The following is a 17,640-nucleotide window of genomic DNA, read 5'->3' on the forward strand; positions in this document are numbered from 1 at the left end:
ATCGTCGATCTATTCAGTATTTAAAACTCGCTGCCATGCTGCGTTCTTCCAACTCAAGGACTCAGGGTGAAGATTGCAGATTCACATGCTCTGGCGAACCAGAAAGCGCTTTAGCGAGAACACCCCATTGCACGGCTGCGTCGGCGCGAGCACGGACCAGAGCCGCTCGCTGGGACAAGGTGCCACGCTCCGCTTCTGCAACAACGGTCGCATCCACCTGTCCCGCCTCAAAGAGGCGTCGACTGCGGTCAAGGAGTCGATCAGCGACGACAAGACCATCGACCTGATGCTGCAGAGAAGTCCGCTGGGTCTGCCAGCCCAGATAAGCGTTCTCCACATCCTGAAGCGCAAGCAAAACCGTGCGTTCCAGGTCAGCCTGTGCGCCGCGACTGCGTGCTGAGCCCTCGTCGATTCCCGCTTGTATTGCTCCACCGTCAAAGATCGGAAGCGTCACACCCAAGCCCAGAGAGAAAATGTTCCCTGCCACACGTGTTCCGTTGTTCTCGAAGCGTTGGCGCCCACCACTCAAATCGAGCACAAGTTTGGGGAGCCGCTCGCCTTCTGCTGCGTTCCATCGCGCCGTCGCCGCTGCAAGACGCGCCTGCGCGGCTCTGACGTCGGGGCGCTGCTGCAGCAATTCGCCTGGCACGCTTCTGGGAGTCCAATCGGGCATGGTGAGAGAGGCAAGCGCAGGACCGCTGCCAAGCGCCCCCGGAATCCGGCCAACGAGCACATCCAAGGCATGCGTTGCTTCGCCGCGTACGCGTCGCAACTGCTCTTGCTCCACCCGGAGGGCGATGACCTCGGAACGCGTGCGTTCAATGTCAAAGCCCGTAGCTTGACCTGCCTTGAACTTCTGCTCTGTCAGACGCTCAAGGCGCTCGGCGACTTGAAGTCGCTCTTTTGCCAGATCTTCCAGCTCTGCCGCCTGCCGCTGCTGCAGTGCAGCGGACACTGTCTCAAAGGCGATCTGCCAACGTGTCGCGAACCAGTTCTGTTCGACAGCAACTGCGTCCATCCGTGCGCCATCAGCGGCATGCGAGAGGCGGCCCGCTAGATCAACTTCCCATGAAGCCGACAGCGGAAGCCTGGCATCGCTGCTGATGGTCGGTGCCAAAGAAAAGTCGCGCGCGCGTTGCTTGGGGCGTGAGCGCCAAGCTAGGGAACATTGAAGCGCGTGTACGTCGGGTGATCGCCACAGCTTCATCAATCCGCGCTCTTGCAATAGCGAGATCGGTGTTGTGCTCCAGCGCGTTGCGCACCAGCGCGTCAATCAGCGGATCACCGTACGCCGTCCACCACTCGGCCGGGAGTGCTTGTGCTGGCACCTGCTGCACAGCCAGACCCGCTTCGTTCATGAATTTGGCCGGAACCTCAACGCGTGATGTCTCCACCCTGTGAGGCGAGTGGCTGCACGCGGCGAGAAGCGTGATCGATAGGAATGCAACAGCAGTAAGGCCGCGGCGGGCGTAGGGATCGGACATGTTGAGCCACTAGGTTGTGAATTGAGGAGGCCGTCTTGACGGGCATAGTTCATGGCGTGTACTATACCGTCCAGACGATTCAAAAATCAAGCATCTTTGGAGTTTCACCATGGCAACTCGTATGAAATCAAGCCCAGAGGAGTCGCATTCGGCGGACAACGGCGCTGAAGCCCCCTCCATCTCTAAGAAAGCGCAACAAACACGGGAGCGCATCCTTCAAGCTGCGCGTGACGTAGTCATGGAGGGAGGTGCCGGGCACCTAACGCTTGACGCGGTCGTTGCACGGGCAGGAATGAGCAAAGGTGCGTTCCTGTACCACTTCAAGACCAAGCGCGATCTGCTCCTCACGATGATTGATGACCAGGTCTCGGCGTTTGATGGCGGGCAGGAAGAGCGAGAGCTGCCATTCGTCGGCGATCCAGACCCTTGGCTATCCAGCCAGGTCTCGGCTATGCCTGACGGCGGGATGCAAAAGATGAGCGCTGCATTGCTGGCGGCCGTGGCTGAAGACCCCACGCTGCTTGAGCCTGTGCGCGGCTGGTACCGCAGGCAGTACGAGAACGCGAGCAAATCTCCACGCGGCACCGATATCGCCGGAATCGTTCTATTTGCCTTGGACGGAGTCTTCCTCGCCGAAATGATGGGTTTTCCGACGTTTGCTGCCGAAGACCTTTCTCGACTCATGCACACCCTCCAGGCGCTCGCCCGCGGCGAACTGGAACTCACCCCTATTGATAAACGCTGATGAAAGGCCTTCCCGTGTCTTGCACTCCCTTTAAATCCCAGTCCTGGCAAATGCAGAAAGTCGGCCTCGCGTTTGTTCTGCTCGCATCGCTTGCCGGCTGTGATAGTCAGAAGGAGCCTGCTTCCGATCCACCGCGAGCGGTCAAGCTGCTCACGGTGGGGGATGTAGGTTCTGTGGCCAATCGCATTGAATTGAGTGGTCTAGCTCGCTCCAGTGAGCGGAGTACCTTGGGGTTCGAGACTGGCGGGCGTATCAGCAAGCTTCATGTGGACGTGGGAGATCGCTTCTCTCGCGGACAGCTTCTGGCTGAGTTGGATGTTCAGCCCGAGCAACTCCGCCTAGAACAGGCTCGGGCGACACTCGCTGCTGCGGAAGCCGCATTGGCAGACAGAATCGTGCAGACAACGCAGCAAAGGGGGCTGCTTGAGGGCAACGTAATCTCCCCGGCTGCATTCGAGAGTGTGAAAGCACAGTTGGTTGCAGCTGAAGGCCAGGTGCGCAATGCAAAGGCCGCATTCGGCCTTGCCGAGCGTGCGCGAAGGGGGGCCGCCATTCATGCGCCATTCGACGGCGTCGTCGCGGAGAAACTCGCTCTGCCGTTCACAGATATTGCAGCCGGAGCGCCGGTGCTTCAAGTGGATGGACTACGCAGCGGCGTAGAAGTCCTTGCGACTGCATCGACGACCCAGGCGGCAAATATCAAAATTGGGCAGGTCGCCGAACTGCGCCTGAGCGAGTCAGCAAGTCCCGTTCGTGCTTCGGTACAACGCATCGGCTTGCGTGCTGAAAATGGCTCACTTTTACCTGTCGTGCTCGTTCCTCAAGATGCTACTCTTGCGCGCAGTCTTCGACCCGGGTCTGCCGTTCAAGTATTGCTGAAGGCACCGGAAGCGAAGGATGCCTCACCAGATCGTCTGATGCTTCCCTATTCGGCACTGGTGCTCAGTGAGAAAGCAGGACAAGCCGCAGTGTTTGTATATGACGTGACCGGAAAGAAGGTGCACCGCCGGGAAGTGCAATTCCAGAGCGAGCCAGGCGGCGACAACGTTCGCGTTGTGGGCGGCCTGAAGCGCGGCGAGATGGTAGTCGCGGCTGGCGCGAGTTGGCTGACGAACGAGCAACAAGTCACCCCACTCAAGGCCACGACCCAATTGGCCGGACGCTGACCCGCTACAGGAAGACTTCGCTATGAAGATCACAGAAATGGCGCTGCGCGCCAGCAGACTCACCTACCTTGCCGCGGTCATCATTCTTGTTGCCGGCATTGCCACGTTTCTCAATTTCCCTTCGCAGGAAGAGCCATCGGTCACGATTCGAGATGCGGTTGTTGCCGTTCTGAACCCTGGCATGCCAGCCGAACGTGTTGAGCAGTTGATCGCGCGTCCGATCGAGGAGCGTTTGCGGGAGCTGGCCGAGGTCAAGCGTGTAACCACAACCGTTCGCGCGGGCGGGGCCGTCATACAGGTCACGATCTGGGAGCGGTACACCGACCTAGCCCCCATATGGCAGCGCGTTCGCGCGAAGGTTGCCGATGCTCAGCCTCTGCTTCCACAGGGTACGTTGGGGCCATTTGTCAACGACGACTTCGGCCGTGTTGCCGTGGCCTCCATTGCGGTGACCGCGCCGGGCTACTCCATGGGCGAAATGCGTGTGTCGTTGAAAGAGATGCGCGATCGCCTATACGCGCTTCCCGGCGTTGATCGCATCAGCTTCTACGGCTTGCAGGAAGAGCGCGTCTATCTCGAATTTGATCGACCAAAACTAGCCCAGCTTGGATTGACCCCACAAGGGGTGATCGATCAACTCGTTAAACAAAACGTCGTGCTTTCAGGCGGGCAAATCGCCATCGGTGGCATCAACGCTTCGCTGGCTGTTAGTGGAGAGGTTCGCGACGCCGCTTCGCTGCGCGCGTTGCCGATCATGATGGCGCAAGCTCAGGGTGCGCGCGGTGCTTCGCCTGCTCCTTCAATCTCACTGGGAGAGCTTGCGCGCGTGCAGGTACAACCTGCAGATCCTCCCGAGTCTGCTGCAGTCTATAAGGGCCAGCCTGCCGTAGTGATGGCAGTGTCCATGACCTCGGGCCAGAACGTGGAGCAATTCGGCGTAGCCCTCAAATCCCGTGTGGCCGAGCTTGAGAAACTTCTGCCCGCAGGTTTCGAGCTCTCCTATGTGACATTCCAGGCAGACGTCGTCAAACGTGAAATGGGCAAGATGAACCAGGTGATGATCGAAACGATTGTCATCGTGCTCGGCGTCGTCGTCCTTTTCCTGGGATGGCGCACAGGATTCATCGTCGGGATGATCGTGCCGCTTACCATTCTGGGGGCACTGATCGTGATGCGCGCGCTGAACATCGAGCTGCAAAGTGTTTCGATGGCAGCCATCATCATCGCTTTGGGGCTCTTGGTAGACAACGGCATCGTGATTGCCGAAGACATTGAACGGCGCTTGGCAGCCGGTGAAGACCGCAAACAGGCTTGTCTCGAAGCGGGTCGTACCCTCGCACTGCCGCTGCTGACGTCCTCATTGGTTATCGTCATCGCCTTCTCCCCGTTCTTCTTCGGCCAGAGTGCGACGAGTGAGTATCTGCGCTCTCTCGTCATTGTCCTCGCGCTCACGTTACTCGGATCTTGGCTGTTGTGTCTGACCGTCACTCCACTGCTGTGCTACCACTTCACCAAAGTGCATCATCAACCGGCGAATGACGCGCAAACCTACAACACACGCTTCTATCGCGGCTATCGCAAGTTGCTTGAGTGGGTGCTTGACCACAAGGCGATCTACGTTGGTGTGATGACGGGTGCATTGGCCGTAGCTCTGTACGGATTCACGACACTGCCATACGACTTCTTGCCGAAGTCCGACCGAGTTCAATTCCAAATACCGGTGCAGCTCGCCCCTGGAACGGATTCACGGCTCACTCTTGCCAAAGTGAAGGAAGTGAGCGGCTGGCTCGGTGATCAAGAAATCAACCCCGAAATCACGGATCACATTGGCTACGTCGCTGACGGTGGGCCGCGCTTCATCCTTGGGCTCAATCCCCCATTGCCAGCATCGAACATCGCGTACTTTGTCGTGACGGTCAAGGCAGGCACCAACATTGACGTCGTGATTGCCCGAACTCGGGCTTACTTCGCGCAGCATCATGGAGATGTACGCGCAGAGCCTCAGCGGTTCTCGCTAGGCACTACCGAAGCCGGCACAGCCGTCTACCGGGTCAGTGGGCCGGATCATGAGGTGCTGATGAATGCGGCGGCGAAAATTGAGTCCGCGCTACGGGAGCTGCCAGGTACGGCCAACATCAAGAACAACTGGGATACCCGTGTCGGCCGTCTCGATGTTCGGGTCGATCAAGATCGTGCGCGACGTGCTGGCGTCACCACCGACGACATAGCTGCCTGGCTTGGCACCCGCTACATCGGCCAGTCGATCTCTGTGATCCGAGATGGCGATACCAGCGTGCCAATCGTGATGCGCGGGACGTCCAATGATCGGCGCAGCACTGCGGACGTTGGTTCGACGACCATCTATCCAGCGTCGGGTGGCCAGCCGGTTTCCCTGGCGCAAGTGGCCGATGTCACGCTCGCTAGCGAGCCGTCTGTGATCCAGCGCCGCAATCTCATTCGTACAGTCACAGTTCAGGGGCAGAACACCGCATACACCGCGCAAGAGATCGTGGATCACCTCGCACCTCGGATCGCCGCAATTGAACTACCTGCAGGCTATGCCATAGAGCTTGGTGGAGAAATTGAGGAATCGGCTGAATCGAATGCATCGCTCACGCACTACATGCCGTTCGCTCTTCTGGCGATGTTGCTGCTATTCATCTGGCAGTTCAACTCCTTCCGCAAGCTGATCGTGATTCTCGCAACGATTCCCTTCACGTTGATTGGGGTCGTGATTGCACTGAAGGCAACAGGCACTCCTTTCAGCTTCATGGCGACATTCGGGGTGCTTGCGCTGTTCGGAATCATCGTCAACAACGCCGTTCTTCTGCTCGAACAAATTGAACACGGCCTCTCGGAAGGTCTCGCCCGACATGAAGCCCTGGTGGGAGCTGCGATGCAGCGGCTGCGTCCAATCGTGATGACCAAGGTGACCTGTATCGCGGGTCTCGTGCCCCTGATGTTGTTTGCGGGGCCGCTGTGGAAGGGCATGGCCATCGGCATGATCGGTGGTCTCGCACTTGGCACGCTCGTGACGCTTGGCCTGATTCCGTTGCTCTACGAGGTGCTGTTCGGAATGAAGTGGCCGGGCAGCAAACGGAGTCACGAGGCGGTACAACAACCAGTGCAACCGGTCTGATCCCTCAGCGTAACTGTCCACACGCTTCCCCCGATCTCTCTCGTGGCCGGAGAGATCGGGGAGACAGATTCTCGCCATCAGAGAGTTTAAGAAGAAATCAGAAGCAGAGCGAATTGACCGCCTACTGCCTATTCTTTGATGCTTTGATGCTTTGATAATCAATTTTCACTGAATAGATTTGGAGAAATATATGAACCCGTTGTCATGGAATCCATGGTTGGTTCTACTGATTGCCGGCCTGTTCGAAATCGGTTGGCCACTAGGCCTCAAGATGGGTGCGGCCAATGCAGCGATGCGCTACGTGGGGCCGGCGATTGCAGTTGCCTGTATGGCAGCCAGCGGCTTTTTCCTATGGTTATCTCTTAAACAGATCCCCATAGGAACAGCTTATGCGGTCTGGACCGGCATCGGTTCGCTGGGCGCGTTTTTCGTGGGCGTGTATGTGTTCGGCGATACCGCCTCCTTGATACGTTGGGTTGGAATTGCGCTGGTTGTTGCTGGCATCGTCTGTCTGAAAATGGGATAAATGAAAATATATATGAAACGCCCTATTTCATTAATCCATTTTGTGCTGCTGGCAGGCCTCACGGCAACCTTATCTGGCTGTGCTTCAAACGGAATGACTCGATCAGGGTTTCTTGGTGATTACGATGTATTGGGAAAAACGAAGTACGAAAATGTTCTGCTCTTCAAGGCGCCAGGCTTTGAACCCAGTCGTTACCGGGAAATATTAGTCGAGGATGCTCAGGTAGTGACGGCAACTGGACGCATAGGTGGGCTTGAAGCTGAGCAAGTGCGAGAGCTTCTCGATCACGTCAACAGTGAACTGCGACATCTCCAAACTAAGTCCGAAGCTCCCGCATCGTCAGGCCGCATACGTGTGCGTGTGGCAATTACGACCATTGAGACGCCCAATAGAGCAGTCAACACCCTAACGACGTTGCTTGTTGGACCAGTGACAACTGGGGGAGCTAGTTTGGAGTTTGAGGCAGTAGATGAACAAACAGATCGTCGGGTGGCTGCTGCTAGCTGCTTCGAGCACGGCAACGCTCTCGCGGATTTCAAAGGCTCCTACACACTGCTCGGGCATGCAAAGTCTGCAATCACCACCTGCCTTGAACGGATCAATAGCGCTTGGAGAAGTGCTGGCTCGTGAATAGCTGCTATTCCATAACTTCGCGCGGATCGCGAGGAGCCTCATCAAGGGGATTCGTAGGGTGCCGTTCTTGTAACGTCTGCAGCATTCTGGAGTGGCTCTGCTTCGTCGCAAAATTGCCGGCGTTTCTCGTTCTTGTCTATTCGAAACGCTGCGTGGTGCTGCTTGCAGAGGTAAAGCGCCTGGAGGTGTGTAAATTCACACGATGGAGTTTGGCCGGTGTGCTGGCAACGGTAGTTCTGACAGGGTGTTCCACTTACCGTCCTTGGATCAACCCGACACTTTCCGACGCCGCCTTAATGTCTCTCGCCGAGAACGACCAACGCATCAGGCCGTCGGAGGTCAACCAACCGGTGGTTGTAGCGGTGACACTGTCAGGCGGGGGCGCTCGGGCGGCGGCCTTCGGCCTGGGCGTGCTGCGCGAACTCAAGGCCACACGCTTCGCGCTAGAGGGCCAGGAGACCACTCTGTTGGATCAGGTGTTCCTGGTCAGCGGAGTGTCGGGGGGCAGCATCCTTGCCGCGCACTTCGCGGCCTTCGGCGATGCCACGCTGACTCGTTTCGAGCCGGATTTTCTGCTTGTGCCTTTTGAGGGGCGACTCATACGTGAAGCTCTGTGGCCTGAGCGTCTTTATAGACTAACTTCACCTTGGTTTGGGCGCAGCCAGATCCTGGCTCAACGCTTGGACGAACTTTTTGAAGGCCGCACCTTTGGTGACGTGCGCCGACGACCGGGCGCGCCCGAACTGATGATCACGGCAACCGACCTCACGACCGGTGCCCCTTTCGATTTCACCACCGAGCAATTCCGGCTAATCTGTTCCGACCTCGATGCAACGCCGCTGTCTTTCGCGGTGGCGGCCTCGTCGGCAGTACCGCTGGTGCTGTCGCCCGTAACGGTGCGAAACAACGCCAATACCTGTCCGCCGCCTCTCCGATCTTTGCCTGTCAGAGGGCAAAATTACAGATCACGCATCCTGCAAAGCGGCATAGACAGCTACCTCAATGCGCACGATCGGCCCTATATCCACCTCGTGGACGGTGGTGTCTCCGACAACCTCGGCGTACGTCTGATGCTAGACCGGCTAGTAGCTTCGGGCTCAATGAGCGCCAATTTCTCGGAGGTCAAGCCCGGAAGCTTGCGCCGACTCGTGTTGGTGACGGTGAACTCCGAACGAGGACTGAGCGAGAGAGTGGACAGTAGCGACCGAGTTCCCAGCACGACGCAAGTACTTGAGTCGCTGATCTTCGGTGCCGGCGCTCGCGAGACCCAGGTGACGCTGGCCATGCTTAACGACGACCTGCAACACTGGCGTTCCGAGATTGTCCGCACCCGTGGCCAAGCGGACAGCCCCTTTGCGGCCGACGCAGAAATCTACGTAGTAAGCGTAAGTCTGAACGACGTGCCGGACGACAAGATCCGGCATTCGCTGCTGCGCGTGCCCACAGCCTTCACGATCGAGGCTACGGATGTCTTGGACCTGCAAACTGCGGGAGGCGAAGCACTGAGGCAATCCAAGGAGTTTATGGCATTGATTGAATCTCTAAGAAGAATCACAGCAGCCAAGCAGACTGCGCCTGGTACTCAGCTTCCCTTGATATCTAACTGATACCGATACTGGGCTTTCGTCCAAGTTCCCAAGAGGCACTTCCGCCGATAACCTTTGCGGCAAGCTGTTGTCCCAGTCGCGGCTCAATTACCGGCCGCCACGGCACAAGGCTGAACCCCATGCCGTCATCGAGCATCGCGTAGCGCCCGCTGGCGAGCATAATGGAACGCCGGTAGATACCGGCTACGCGCTGCCCGTCGGCCACCGGGCGATGCTCTAGGCCGGTTTCCGCCGCAATGTCTTTCGCGGCCTGCACTAGTTCCCGATTGCGTAGCGTGCCCAGCAGGTTGCGCGCGAGGATGACGCGCTGCCCGCGGCGCTGTGCCAGCCCCTGTTCTTCGAGGAAATCGGCTCGCTGCTGTATGGCCTGCTTGGTATCACCGCCAAAGCCCAAGTTGCCCAGCCCACGGCCACCGCCGATCAGTTGCTGGTCAAGCCAAGTCGCGCCGATGACGCGGGCCTGCCGTTCAATAGGAAGGTGTGATTTCAGCTCTACGGCTACATCGCCCAGCCGTTGCGCGTCGTATTGGCGGCCACGCTCGGCCAGGTCGTCCGGTACCTTCCATAGCCCTTCGGCCACGCGCTCCACGATGCAAGCCCGGCGCAGGGCTTCCAGCCGCCGGACATGAGCGGCGACGACTTCCTGCGGGTCGCGTCCGGGCGTAGCCCGGCCCTGCTCGATTACCAGGTGATGATCGGTGCGGTACAGGCCATCGCTCGCCAGCGAGGCGATGTTCTTGTCGGCCGTGCGCACCTCAGTCGAACCCTTCACCTCTACCACAGCGCCCGTGGGATAGTTCGCCAGTTCGTCGCGGGCGTTCAGTGCAACGTAGTGGGCCTTACCGTCCGTGCCGTCGATGATCAGATAGCCTCGGTCGTGCAACTCATCGGCAAGCCCCTTCGCGGCCACGCGGCCGATGAGGCTGCGACCATCGTCGCCCGGCTCGAACACCGCCAGCTCACGCGGCTGGCCGCTCATGGCCCGCTGCATCGTTCGGATGATGTCGCCACGCTCACCCAGGGCACGCAAGGTCTTCTCGGCATCGGCATGAATGGCCCAGGTGCCGGGCTGCACCTCGTCGGCTAGGCCCAGGCGCTGCAAGCGTTGCAGGCGGCCGATCAGCAGCAGGCGCTGGCGTTGCAACCTCGGCTCGTTGAGCCGTTCGACATGCACCCGGCCATCCTCGCCGGTCTCGCGCTGCAAGGTGCGATCCAGGCTCGTCCACCGCTCCTGTTCCACCTCGCGCCTCAAGGTCTGCTGAATCTCCAGTTCGGTGCGCGGCCCCAGCCACTCGGTCGCCAGCTCGGCGGCGCGATGGCGGAAGCCGTGGGCGATGTAGTCACCCGCGATGATGAGGTCTTTGCCGGTGTCGTCGCGCCCGCGCACGATCAGGTGGGTGTGCGGGTTGTCGGTGTTCCAGTGATCCACCGCCACCCAATCCAGCCGCGTGCCCAGGTCGGCTTCCATGCGGCTCACCAGATGCCGGGTGTAGGTGCGCAGGTCGTCCAGCTCGGCCCCGTCCTCGGGCGAGACGATGAAGCGGAAATGGTGCCGGTCGTCGGCGCAGCGTTCCTTGAAGGCGTCCAGATCGGCTTCGTCGGCCTGTGGCCCGTAGCCCCGGCCCGGTTCGCCATCGCGACCCGCGCCGTCGCGCTCGATGTAGCGCAGGTGCTTGGCGAGCGATTGCGGGCTGGCCCGCTGGTGATTGACCAGCAAGGTCTTGATGGTCACGCGCCGCGACATGGGCATTAGCTTCGCCCCGGCGAAGCGCGCCGCCGTGTGGCCACGTCCGAGCCGAGAGCCGGGCCGCTGGCCGGTGCCAGCCGCGCCAGGACGGCGTACTGCCGACTTGCCGCTGCTGGCTTTGCCGGCCTGCTTGAGCACCTTGGAAACGAAGCTCTGCCCCTGGCCCTTGCCCCGGTTCTTCGGGGCGCTGGGGCGCACGCGAAAGTCGTCGTCGCGGCTGTCGGTCATGGCTGCGCTCCCCGCAAGCTTGGGCGTGTCCTGTCGTGCGAAGCACGCGGACATGCCAGCATTGGCGCGACCCTCGCGCCAAACGCGGCACGGTGGCGAAGCCGCTCCGTGCCGCGTTCCCCCCATGTGCTGACTGGCTTTCGACGCGGCCAGGTGCCGCGTCCTTTTGTCTTGCCTTCCGCCTTTGCCCTTCGCTGTCGCTCCAGGCAACGGCGGCCCGGCGGCGCTGCTGCGTGAACAGACAGCGCGCCGGCGAAAGCGCCAATGGCCGCAGGCCGGGCGCGTTCGAGGCAAGACGCCTGAACGTTGGACGGCTGCGCCGGATGCTGCGCGACGTGCGGTGCGAATGCACCGGCACGACAGGCGCAGCGACACTGAAGCAGCCAGCAGAACGACATGCCCGATGGCACGTCAGAGCGCAGCGAATCGGCGGCCATCATGGGCGTATCTCCGGCCACACCGGATGCGCAACGCCGATCACGGCGGATGCGCTGACCGGGCCGAAATAGCGGCTGTCGAACGATGCTGGATTCGTCACGCTCAACAGGAGCAGTTCGCCCGGTTCAAGGCGGCGGCAAAGCTGCAAGGACGGCAGCGCCCGGCCCAGCCGGTCGGCGGGCAGTACGGCGGCCGAAGGCACGCCGTCGATGCGTACCTGACCGGCGACGATGCAGACGTGTTGCGGCGCGACCGCGCCCACACGTTTGAGCAGCGGAACGCGCGTCGGCAGGTAGCCGCGCTGCGCAGCGAGCGCGGCAGCCGTGGCCGGAAGCGGCACCAGCACGATGCTGTCCACGGACAACGGACGTGGCAGCGAGGCGGTGCGCGGGTCGAACGGGTCAATGCGATACCAGCCGACCGCCACGCTGTCGGACGGGTTGTAGGTCAGACGCGGCAGCGGCGACACGAAAGCCGCCCAGGCCAGCGCAGCGAAGCCGATGGCGGCCAGTGTCGCCAGCACGATGCGAGCGCGCAGGCGTGAGCGAGGACGCGGCGCCACGTCGGGCGCGTTGGGTGTGGTGGTCGGGGCGGTCATGGCAGCACCTTCCCGGCCAGCCAGGCGGTATGCCGCTCGGTGGTGTATTCGGGCAGCGCAAGGCGAGCCGCAAGACGGTTGCCCAGCGTGCGCCAGTACGCCGGCGACACGTCGATGGCAGCGATGCCCAGCGCCTCGATGCCGTCGATGCGCTCCAGCACGGCGCGCACGTTGGCATCGCCTTCGGTGTGTAGGAGCAAGCGCGCGCCCGGCTGAACACCGGGGATGCGCTGCGCCGCGTCCAGCGGTGTGCAAGCCTGCATCACCATGAGTTGCCAGCGGATCGTGCCGTAGTCGTTGGCCTGCCAGCGGATGCGGCAGAGCATCGCGCCCGGCAGGAACACCGCGCAGCGCCGCCAGCGGTCGAGCTGAAGCGTGCGCGCCGGTTCGCCGAAGCGCAGGTAGAGCTTGAAGCGATGTTCGAGGTAGGCCAGCGAAACGCGCGTCAGCGGCACATTGCCGGCCTGTCCGGCGAGTGCCGAAAGCGCAGGCAGCGGCGCAGCCGGTGCCGCGTTCGCGGCAGGCCAAGCGAATGCGTTCATGGTGTGTTCTCCGGCGGAAACTCCCGCTCCAGCAGGCCGCGCAGCAGGTCGGCCACGGTCACGCCTTGCGTGAAGGCCGACACCTTGATGCGCGCCCGCATGGCGGGCGTGATGTCGAGCGTGAGGCGGGCCGTGTAGAGGTCGCCTTTGCCCAGCGCGTCGGCATCGCCCTGACGAATCCACGCCTCGGCGTGCGGATTCGCGGGCGGACGTGCGCCGATGCCGACGCGCTTGCCCGTGCGTTTGCTGTTGGGTGGCTGCTGCGCTGTCATGTCGGCCACCGCAGCAGTTCGTCCACCAGGGCGGTGATTTCGCGGGCGGCGGCACTGTCGGGCGCTGTCTCGCGTGCGAGCCGGCCAGCGGCCACGCTGTCGGCGAAGACGATGCGCTGATGCACCTCCGAGCGCAGCGCGGGCAGCGGCTGTTCGGCGAGCGATTGCCGCGCCTCGCGCCCGATGATGGTGGTGCTGACGCGCCGGTTGATGACGAAGGCCGCGCGGAGCAGCGGCCGGAACACCTGCGCCTCGCGGATCAGCGAAACCATTTCCGAGCTGGCCCAGAGGTCGTAGGGGCTGGGCTGCACCGGGATCAGCACGCGCTCGGCCGCCAGCAGCGCGGAGCGCGCCAAGGCGGCGATGCGCGGCGGCCCGTCGATGATGACGTGATCGGCCCGCCTGGCGAGTTCTGGCGCTTCCTGATGCAGCGTTTCGCGTGCGAGGCCCACGGCGCTGAACAGCCGTGGCAAGCCTTGCTGGCTTCTGCGCTGCGTCCAGTCCAGGGATGAACCCTGCGGGTCGGCATCGAGCAGGACGACATGCTGGCCGCGCATCGCCAGTTCGCCCGCGATGTGCGTGGCGAGCGTGGTCTTGCCGACACCGCCTTTCTGGTTGAGCAGAGCGAGGATCATGGCGCGGCCCTCCCTGCTGGAAAGCCGGGCTTTACCTGCCGTGCAAAACGCTGTTCGCCGTGCCGTTTCTCGGTTGTCCACCGAAACGGCGCGCTTCTACTAAAAGTTATGTATTTCTTGTTAGGGAAGTTAGAGGGGCCGCAAACCCGCGCCGTTATTGGCTTTCCGGCGTTTTCGTACTCCTGATAGCACGATAGGCGTACTCCCGATAGCACGATACCCGGTACTCCTGATAGCACGAGGCCGTCCACACCTTTTCCACGAGTTATCCCCGTGCCGTGTGCAGCACGGGCCGGAAGGTCAGCAGTTCTTGTCCGTCGTCCGGCATTCGCTCGATGCCCAGGACGTAGCCGGGCAGCGACTGCCGCGCCACCAGGACGCGCAGGTCGTAAGCGAAGTCGGAGAAGCGCGCAGCGCTGCCCGACTTGCGGTGCAGGTGCCGGAAGTCGAATTGCCAGCCGCCCGGCTGCTTGCCGCCGTGCTTGCGCACCAGGCGGTACAGCCAGCGCTCGATCCCGCCCTTCAAGCGGAAATAGGCTGGGTCGATGGTCAGCACCAAGGCGGCATCGAGCACGCCCGCATAGAACCAGTCCGGCAGGATCAGTTCGATGCCCAGCGGCACGCCGCTGGCATCGGCCAGTTCCTTCCACTCGTTGATCCACGAGAAGCGATGCAATCGCCTTCCCGTGGTTTCGCGGATGGACGTGGCCACCGTGGTCGATTGCAGCCGGTCGAGCGCGGCTTTCAGGCGCAGGTAGTCGTTGAGAGACGTGCCGCGCCCGATGAAGCGCAGGATCTCGTAGGGAGTGGCGCGTATCCAGCGCGACGGGCGCAAGCCCGCGTCGCGCGCCTCCACGATCTGCGAGGCGGCCCAAATCAGCAGGTCGGCATCCCATATCGTTGCGATGCCGTGCTCCTGCGTACCCTCCACGCGGATGGTGATGCCGCCGGCGCGGAAGTCGATCGGCGCGGTACGCCGCGACTTCGCCAGCGAGAAGAACGGAAAGGCCATCAAGTCCTGGCTGTCGCGGGGTGCCATGTCGCCCGGCAGCGCGCGGAACAGGTCGAGCTGTTCGCGCTGCAAGGCTTGCCCTGGCGGGCTGGACATGGCGACGGCCACCCACGCGCCAGCGATCAGCGGCCATCACGGTAATCGCCCGCGTGGCGTTCGGCATATTCCGGGTCGGAAGTCGCCTCGTAGCTGCGCTGGTCGGCCCAGGCATCGAGGTCGGACACCGCGTACATGACGCGGCGGCCGAACTTGCGGAACTTCGGGCCGCCGCCGATCACGCGCTGTTTCTCCAGCGTGCGTGGCGACAGGCGCAGGTACTCGGCGGCTTCGTCGTTGGTCAGGTAGCGTTGGGGCTGCGCAGGCGCAGCGACAGCAGCGGCGGCAGGCCGCAAGGGAGCGGGTCGCATGGGATGTACCTCCATCAAGCCCGGCCACACCACGCGGCCGGTTAGAGGCACTTTCAAGAAAGCGAGGCTGCTTGCTAAGGGACGATCTACGGGGGACGCGAAACGTCCCCCCCTACTGCAACGGCGGCGGAAGCTGTGCCAGGCGGCGATAGCCGCCACGCATCAGCGCATCGCCACGACGTACCAGCCGCCGCACGCGGGCACGTAAGGCGCTGTCCTTGTGCCAGTCGGCGGCGACGGCATCGGCGCCGAACAGCCCTTCGGCCACTTCGCGCAATGACGCGCCCGCCAGGGTCGCGTCGAGCGTCTGCAAGGTGTGCAGTTCCAGCACCGCGGCCGTCGTGGGCCTGGAACGGGCCGCCGCCGCAGGCGTGGCAACCGTGGCCACGGCCAATGCGTCCAGCTCGGACGCGAGCGTGCGATAGCGCGCGCAGGGCGTGGCGCAGGCGCGGGTGGCGTAGAGGTAGGCCATGCCGTCTTCCAGGCCCGGCGCGAGCGCGAGCCGCAGGCAGCAGCCGGGCCAATGCGACACCAGCACCAGGCGCTTGCCGTCGTGGATCAGTTGCTTGCGGCCAGGGACGCGCCAGAACTCGAAGGCATGGGCTTCGGGTGGCGGGTCATCGTCCGGGTAAACCTGCACGACGGCATCGTGATCGGGAAACCAGGCCGGATGCGCGTCGCGCGCATCCAGGGCTGGGTCTTCCAGCAGGCGCAGGCCCCACGCCTGCGCCGTGTCCGGCCGGCGGCGGCGGCGCAGCCAGTCGCGGCGGTAGTCGGGATTTCGGCGCAGGTATTCCCACGCCAGCGCAGGGCCGTCAAGGTGCAGAACGTAGAGATAGGCCGCTGTCGGATACCAGTGTTCGGCGCTGCGATCAGTCATGGCGAAACCTCCCTCTGTTTGGGATGCGTCGCCACGATTTCCGCGATGCGGGAACTATCGAAATGCCATCAGGTCGTCATCAAAATTGGTTAGGCTGTAACTGTCGGTGTCAAGACCATTTGGCTCTGCGTGTTGCGGAAATCGTCTGAATGCGACGGCTACGCCTTCAGGAAAATGACGCGCAGCACCGAACACCGTGCCGCAGCCCGCGCCCAAGATCAGGACTGTTTTCAACAGGATCGCACCACTTCGGTGCAAGAATGCGGATTCAGACCTGCACGGTCTTGATCAAGATTGAAATAGTCACGATGCGCCCCGGCTGGCTAGGCCGCGCTGGTTTTCATCAGTCCGTGATCGCGCCGTTCTCCTGCGCCAGCCGGACGTACTCCGATAACGGGCGCACCGCCTGGAAATACCGATCCCGCCGCACCGGCAGCTTGCGCGGCCCGACGATGCCCGCCAGGTCGGACAGCTTGACCATCCCGAGCTCAGGCATACCGATACCGAGGTCGATCAGGCCGTAGGCCGTGTCGCCATCCGCCGGGTCGAGCGACACCAGCAGCCAGGTCACATGCGCGTCCGGGGTGAACAAGCGCACCACGGGCAGCGGGTCGAGCCGCTGACCAGCGGCGAGCGCCGCGCCGTGGGCCAGCAGCCGGGCGCGTTCATCAGCGGTGACAAGCGGCAGGGTCATGGGCAGCTTCTCCACGAAACCGACGATGCGCGAATGCGCTTTGGTGCCGAAGCGCAGAACTGCCGAAACGCATCCGTGCATTCGTGTGGAAGCACCGATGTGCAAGCCATCGCATCCGTAGAAGAACAGAAGCGCCGAAGCGGAATTGTCGGAAGCCGGAAAGACACGGATGCGATTCCCCGGTTCTGTCGGAATCCGCATCTGCGGATTTCCGTAAAAGCACGAAAGCGGGCCTTTCAGCCATGAATGAACACTATAGATTGTAGCCCTATAGGGCGCAATGGGCTGTCATCTTGGTTTTTATGGGGAAACCAAGTTAGTGACAGCGAAACACTCATTGGCAACGGCAATACGGACAGTCAGGAAGGCGCGAGGCTTGAGCCAGGAAGCGTTCTCCGACGTGTCCAGCCGCACCTATATGAGTACGCTGGAGCGCGACTTGAAAAGTCCGACCCTGCACAAGCTGACCGAGCTGTGCGAGGTCATGGAAGTGCATCCGCTGACGCTGTTGACGCTGGCCTACGCCGGCGACGACACGCACAAGGCCGACGAACTGCTGGCGCGGGTGCGCCAGGAGTTCGAGGCCGTGCTGAAAGAGCGCGACGCGCCCTAGCGCGTCTGAATGCCCGCAAGCGGAGCGCGCAGCGCCGCCAGGCGCGAAGGCGTGAGGGATTGAAGCCGAATGGACATGACGCCATTGGCGGCATGGGGCGCAGCCCGAAAGCCCGGCGGCGCAATGCGCCGACACGCCATGCTGTTCCTACTGCCACGGGCTTCGAGCCATTCGACCATCACCAATGCAATGCTGGCCTTGGACATGCGGGACATGGGGCAACTGCCGAAACCCTGTGCGTGCGATGCTGCGATCAGCAGCACCGCGCCCCGCC

General features: G+C 62.1%; 19 protein-coding genes. 7 read left to right on the forward strand and 12 right to left on the reverse strand.

Annotation, left to right across the window (positions count from 1 at the left end):
• Positions 1 to 61: 61 nt before the first annotated feature.
• Complete coding sequence (locus tag NMC31_RS20205) at positions 62 to 1,117, reverse strand: TolC family protein (RefSeq protein ID WP_223852552.1); 1,056 nt, start codon at positions 1,115 to 1,117, stop codon at positions 62 to 64.
• On the reverse strand, positions 1,059 to 1,484 hold the full coding sequence (locus NMC31_RS20210) for an outer membrane factor lipoprotein domain-containing protein (protein WP_213191790.1): 426 nt from the start codon (positions 1,482 to 1,484) through the stop codon (positions 1,059 to 1,061). The genes NMC31_RS20205 and NMC31_RS20210 overlap by 59 nt, the downstream gene beginning before the upstream one ends.
• 109 nt (positions 1,485 to 1,593) lie before the next feature.
• Between NMC31_RS20210 and NMC31_RS20215 the strand changes: the two genes are divergently transcribed.
• The 6 genes from NMC31_RS20215 (at position 1,594) to NMC31_RS20240 (ending at position 9,300) form a co-directional block, all read left to right on the forward strand.
• Entirely contained in the window at positions 1,594 to 2,229 is a 636-nt protein-coding gene (locus NMC31_RS20215) for a TetR/AcrR family transcriptional regulator (protein ID WP_022652140.1), read from the forward strand.
• Positions 2,230 to 2,279: 50 nt separating this feature from the next.
• On the forward strand, positions 2,280 to 3,395 hold the full coding sequence (locus NMC31_RS20220; RefSeq protein ID WP_044256783.1) for an efflux RND transporter periplasmic adaptor subunit: 1,116 nt from the start codon (positions 2,280 to 2,282) through the stop codon (positions 3,393 to 3,395).
• Between the two features lie 22 nt (positions 3,396 to 3,417).
• On the forward strand, positions 3,418 to 6,534 hold the full coding sequence (locus tag NMC31_RS20225) for an efflux RND transporter permease subunit (RefSeq protein WP_004883075.1): 3,117 nt from the start codon (positions 3,418 to 3,420) through the stop codon (positions 6,532 to 6,534).
• Positions 6,535 to 6,724: 190 nt separating this feature from the next.
• A complete protein-coding gene (locus NMC31_RS20230) occupies positions 6,725 to 7,060 on the forward strand; it encodes a DMT family transporter (RefSeq protein ID WP_004883073.1) in 336 nt (111 codons plus the stop codon).
• A gap of 12 nt (positions 7,061 to 7,072) precedes the next feature.
• Complete coding sequence (locus NMC31_RS20235; protein WP_004883071.1) at positions 7,073 to 7,690, forward strand: DUF3313 family protein; 618 nt, start codon at positions 7,073 to 7,075, stop codon at positions 7,688 to 7,690.
• Positions 7,691 to 7,911: 221 nt separating this feature from the next.
• Positions 7,912 to 9,300, forward strand: a complete 1,389-nt coding sequence (locus NMC31_RS20240; protein WP_004883070.1) for a patatin-like phospholipase family protein — start codon at positions 7,912 to 7,914, stop codon at positions 9,298 to 9,300.
• Here the strand turns inward: NMC31_RS20240 and NMC31_RS20245 are convergent.
• The 10 genes from NMC31_RS20245 to NMC31_RS26330 form a co-directional block, all read right to left on the reverse strand.
• Positions 9,293 to 11,275: a relaxase/mobilization nuclease domain-containing protein gene (locus tag NMC31_RS20245; protein WP_004883068.1), complete on the reverse strand. Its 1,983-nt coding sequence runs from the start codon at positions 11,273 to 11,275 to the stop codon at positions 9,293 to 9,295. The two genes, NMC31_RS20240 and NMC31_RS20245, sit on opposite strands and share 8 nt — an antisense overlap.
• On the reverse strand, positions 11,272 to 11,715 hold the full coding sequence (locus NMC31_RS20250) for a hypothetical protein (protein WP_022652141.1): 444 nt from the start codon (positions 11,713 to 11,715) through the stop codon (positions 11,272 to 11,274). The genes NMC31_RS20245 and NMC31_RS20250 overlap by 4 nt, the downstream gene beginning before the upstream one ends.
• Positions 11,712 to 12,311 carry a S26 family signal peptidase gene (locus NMC31_RS20255; RefSeq protein WP_004883067.1) on the reverse strand — a complete coding sequence of 200 codons (600 nt, stop codon included), beginning with the start codon at positions 12,309 to 12,311 and terminating at the stop codon, positions 11,712 to 11,714. Before NMC31_RS20255 ends, NMC31_RS20250 begins: the two co-directional genes overlap by 4 nt.
• On the reverse strand, positions 12,308 to 12,853 hold the full coding sequence (locus NMC31_RS20260; protein WP_004883064.1) for a DUF2840 domain-containing protein: 546 nt from the start codon (positions 12,851 to 12,853) through the stop codon (positions 12,308 to 12,310). The genes NMC31_RS20255 and NMC31_RS20260 overlap by 4 nt, the downstream gene beginning before the upstream one ends.
• Complete coding sequence (locus NMC31_RS20265) at positions 12,850 to 13,125, reverse strand: hypothetical protein (protein WP_004883063.1); 276 nt, start codon at positions 13,123 to 13,125, stop codon at positions 12,850 to 12,852. Before NMC31_RS20265 ends, NMC31_RS20260 begins: the two co-directional genes overlap by 4 nt.
• Positions 13,122 to 13,760: a ParA family partition ATPase gene (gene parA / locus NMC31_RS20270; RefSeq protein WP_004883061.1), complete on the reverse strand. Its 639-nt coding sequence runs from the start codon at positions 13,758 to 13,760 to the stop codon at positions 13,122 to 13,124. The genes NMC31_RS20265 and parA overlap by 4 nt, the downstream gene beginning before the upstream one ends.
• Before the next feature lie 265 nt (positions 13,761 to 14,025).
• A complete protein-coding gene (locus NMC31_RS20275) occupies positions 14,026 to 14,844 on the reverse strand; it encodes a replication initiator protein A (RefSeq protein WP_425267602.1) in 819 nt (272 codons plus the stop codon).
• 50 nt (positions 14,845 to 14,894) lie between these two features.
• Entirely contained in the window at positions 14,895 to 15,179 is a 285-nt protein-coding gene (locus NMC31_RS20280) for a helix-turn-helix transcriptional regulator (protein WP_004883058.1), read from the reverse strand.
• A gap of 112 nt (positions 15,180 to 15,291) precedes the next feature.
• The gene (locus NMC31_RS20285) at positions 15,292 to 16,059 is read right to left on the reverse strand and encodes a DUF2285 domain-containing protein (protein WP_004883055.1); all 768 of its coding nucleotides are present in this window, start codon (positions 16,057 to 16,059) and stop codon (positions 15,292 to 15,294) included.
• Between the two features lie 343 nt (positions 16,060 to 16,402).
• Positions 16,403 to 16,954, reverse strand: a complete 552-nt coding sequence (locus tag NMC31_RS26330) for a DUF2958 domain-containing protein (protein ID WP_004883053.1) — start codon at positions 16,952 to 16,954, stop codon at positions 16,403 to 16,405.
• 79 nt (positions 16,955 to 17,033) lie between these two features.
• On the opposite strand from NMC31_RS26330, the gene NMC31_RS20295 reads away from it, so the two are divergent.
• Positions 17,034 to 17,366, forward strand: a complete 333-nt coding sequence (locus tag NMC31_RS20295; protein ID WP_004883052.1) for a helix-turn-helix domain-containing protein — start codon at positions 17,034 to 17,036, stop codon at positions 17,364 to 17,366.
• The last annotated feature ends 274 nt before the right edge of the window (positions 17,367 to 17,640 follow it).

It is taken from the genome of Pseudocitrobacter vendiensis (genome assembly GCF_943590815.1).
Taxonomy (GTDB): Bacteria; Pseudomonadota; Gammaproteobacteria; order Enterobacterales; family Enterobacteriaceae; genus Pseudocitrobacter; species Pseudocitrobacter vendiensis.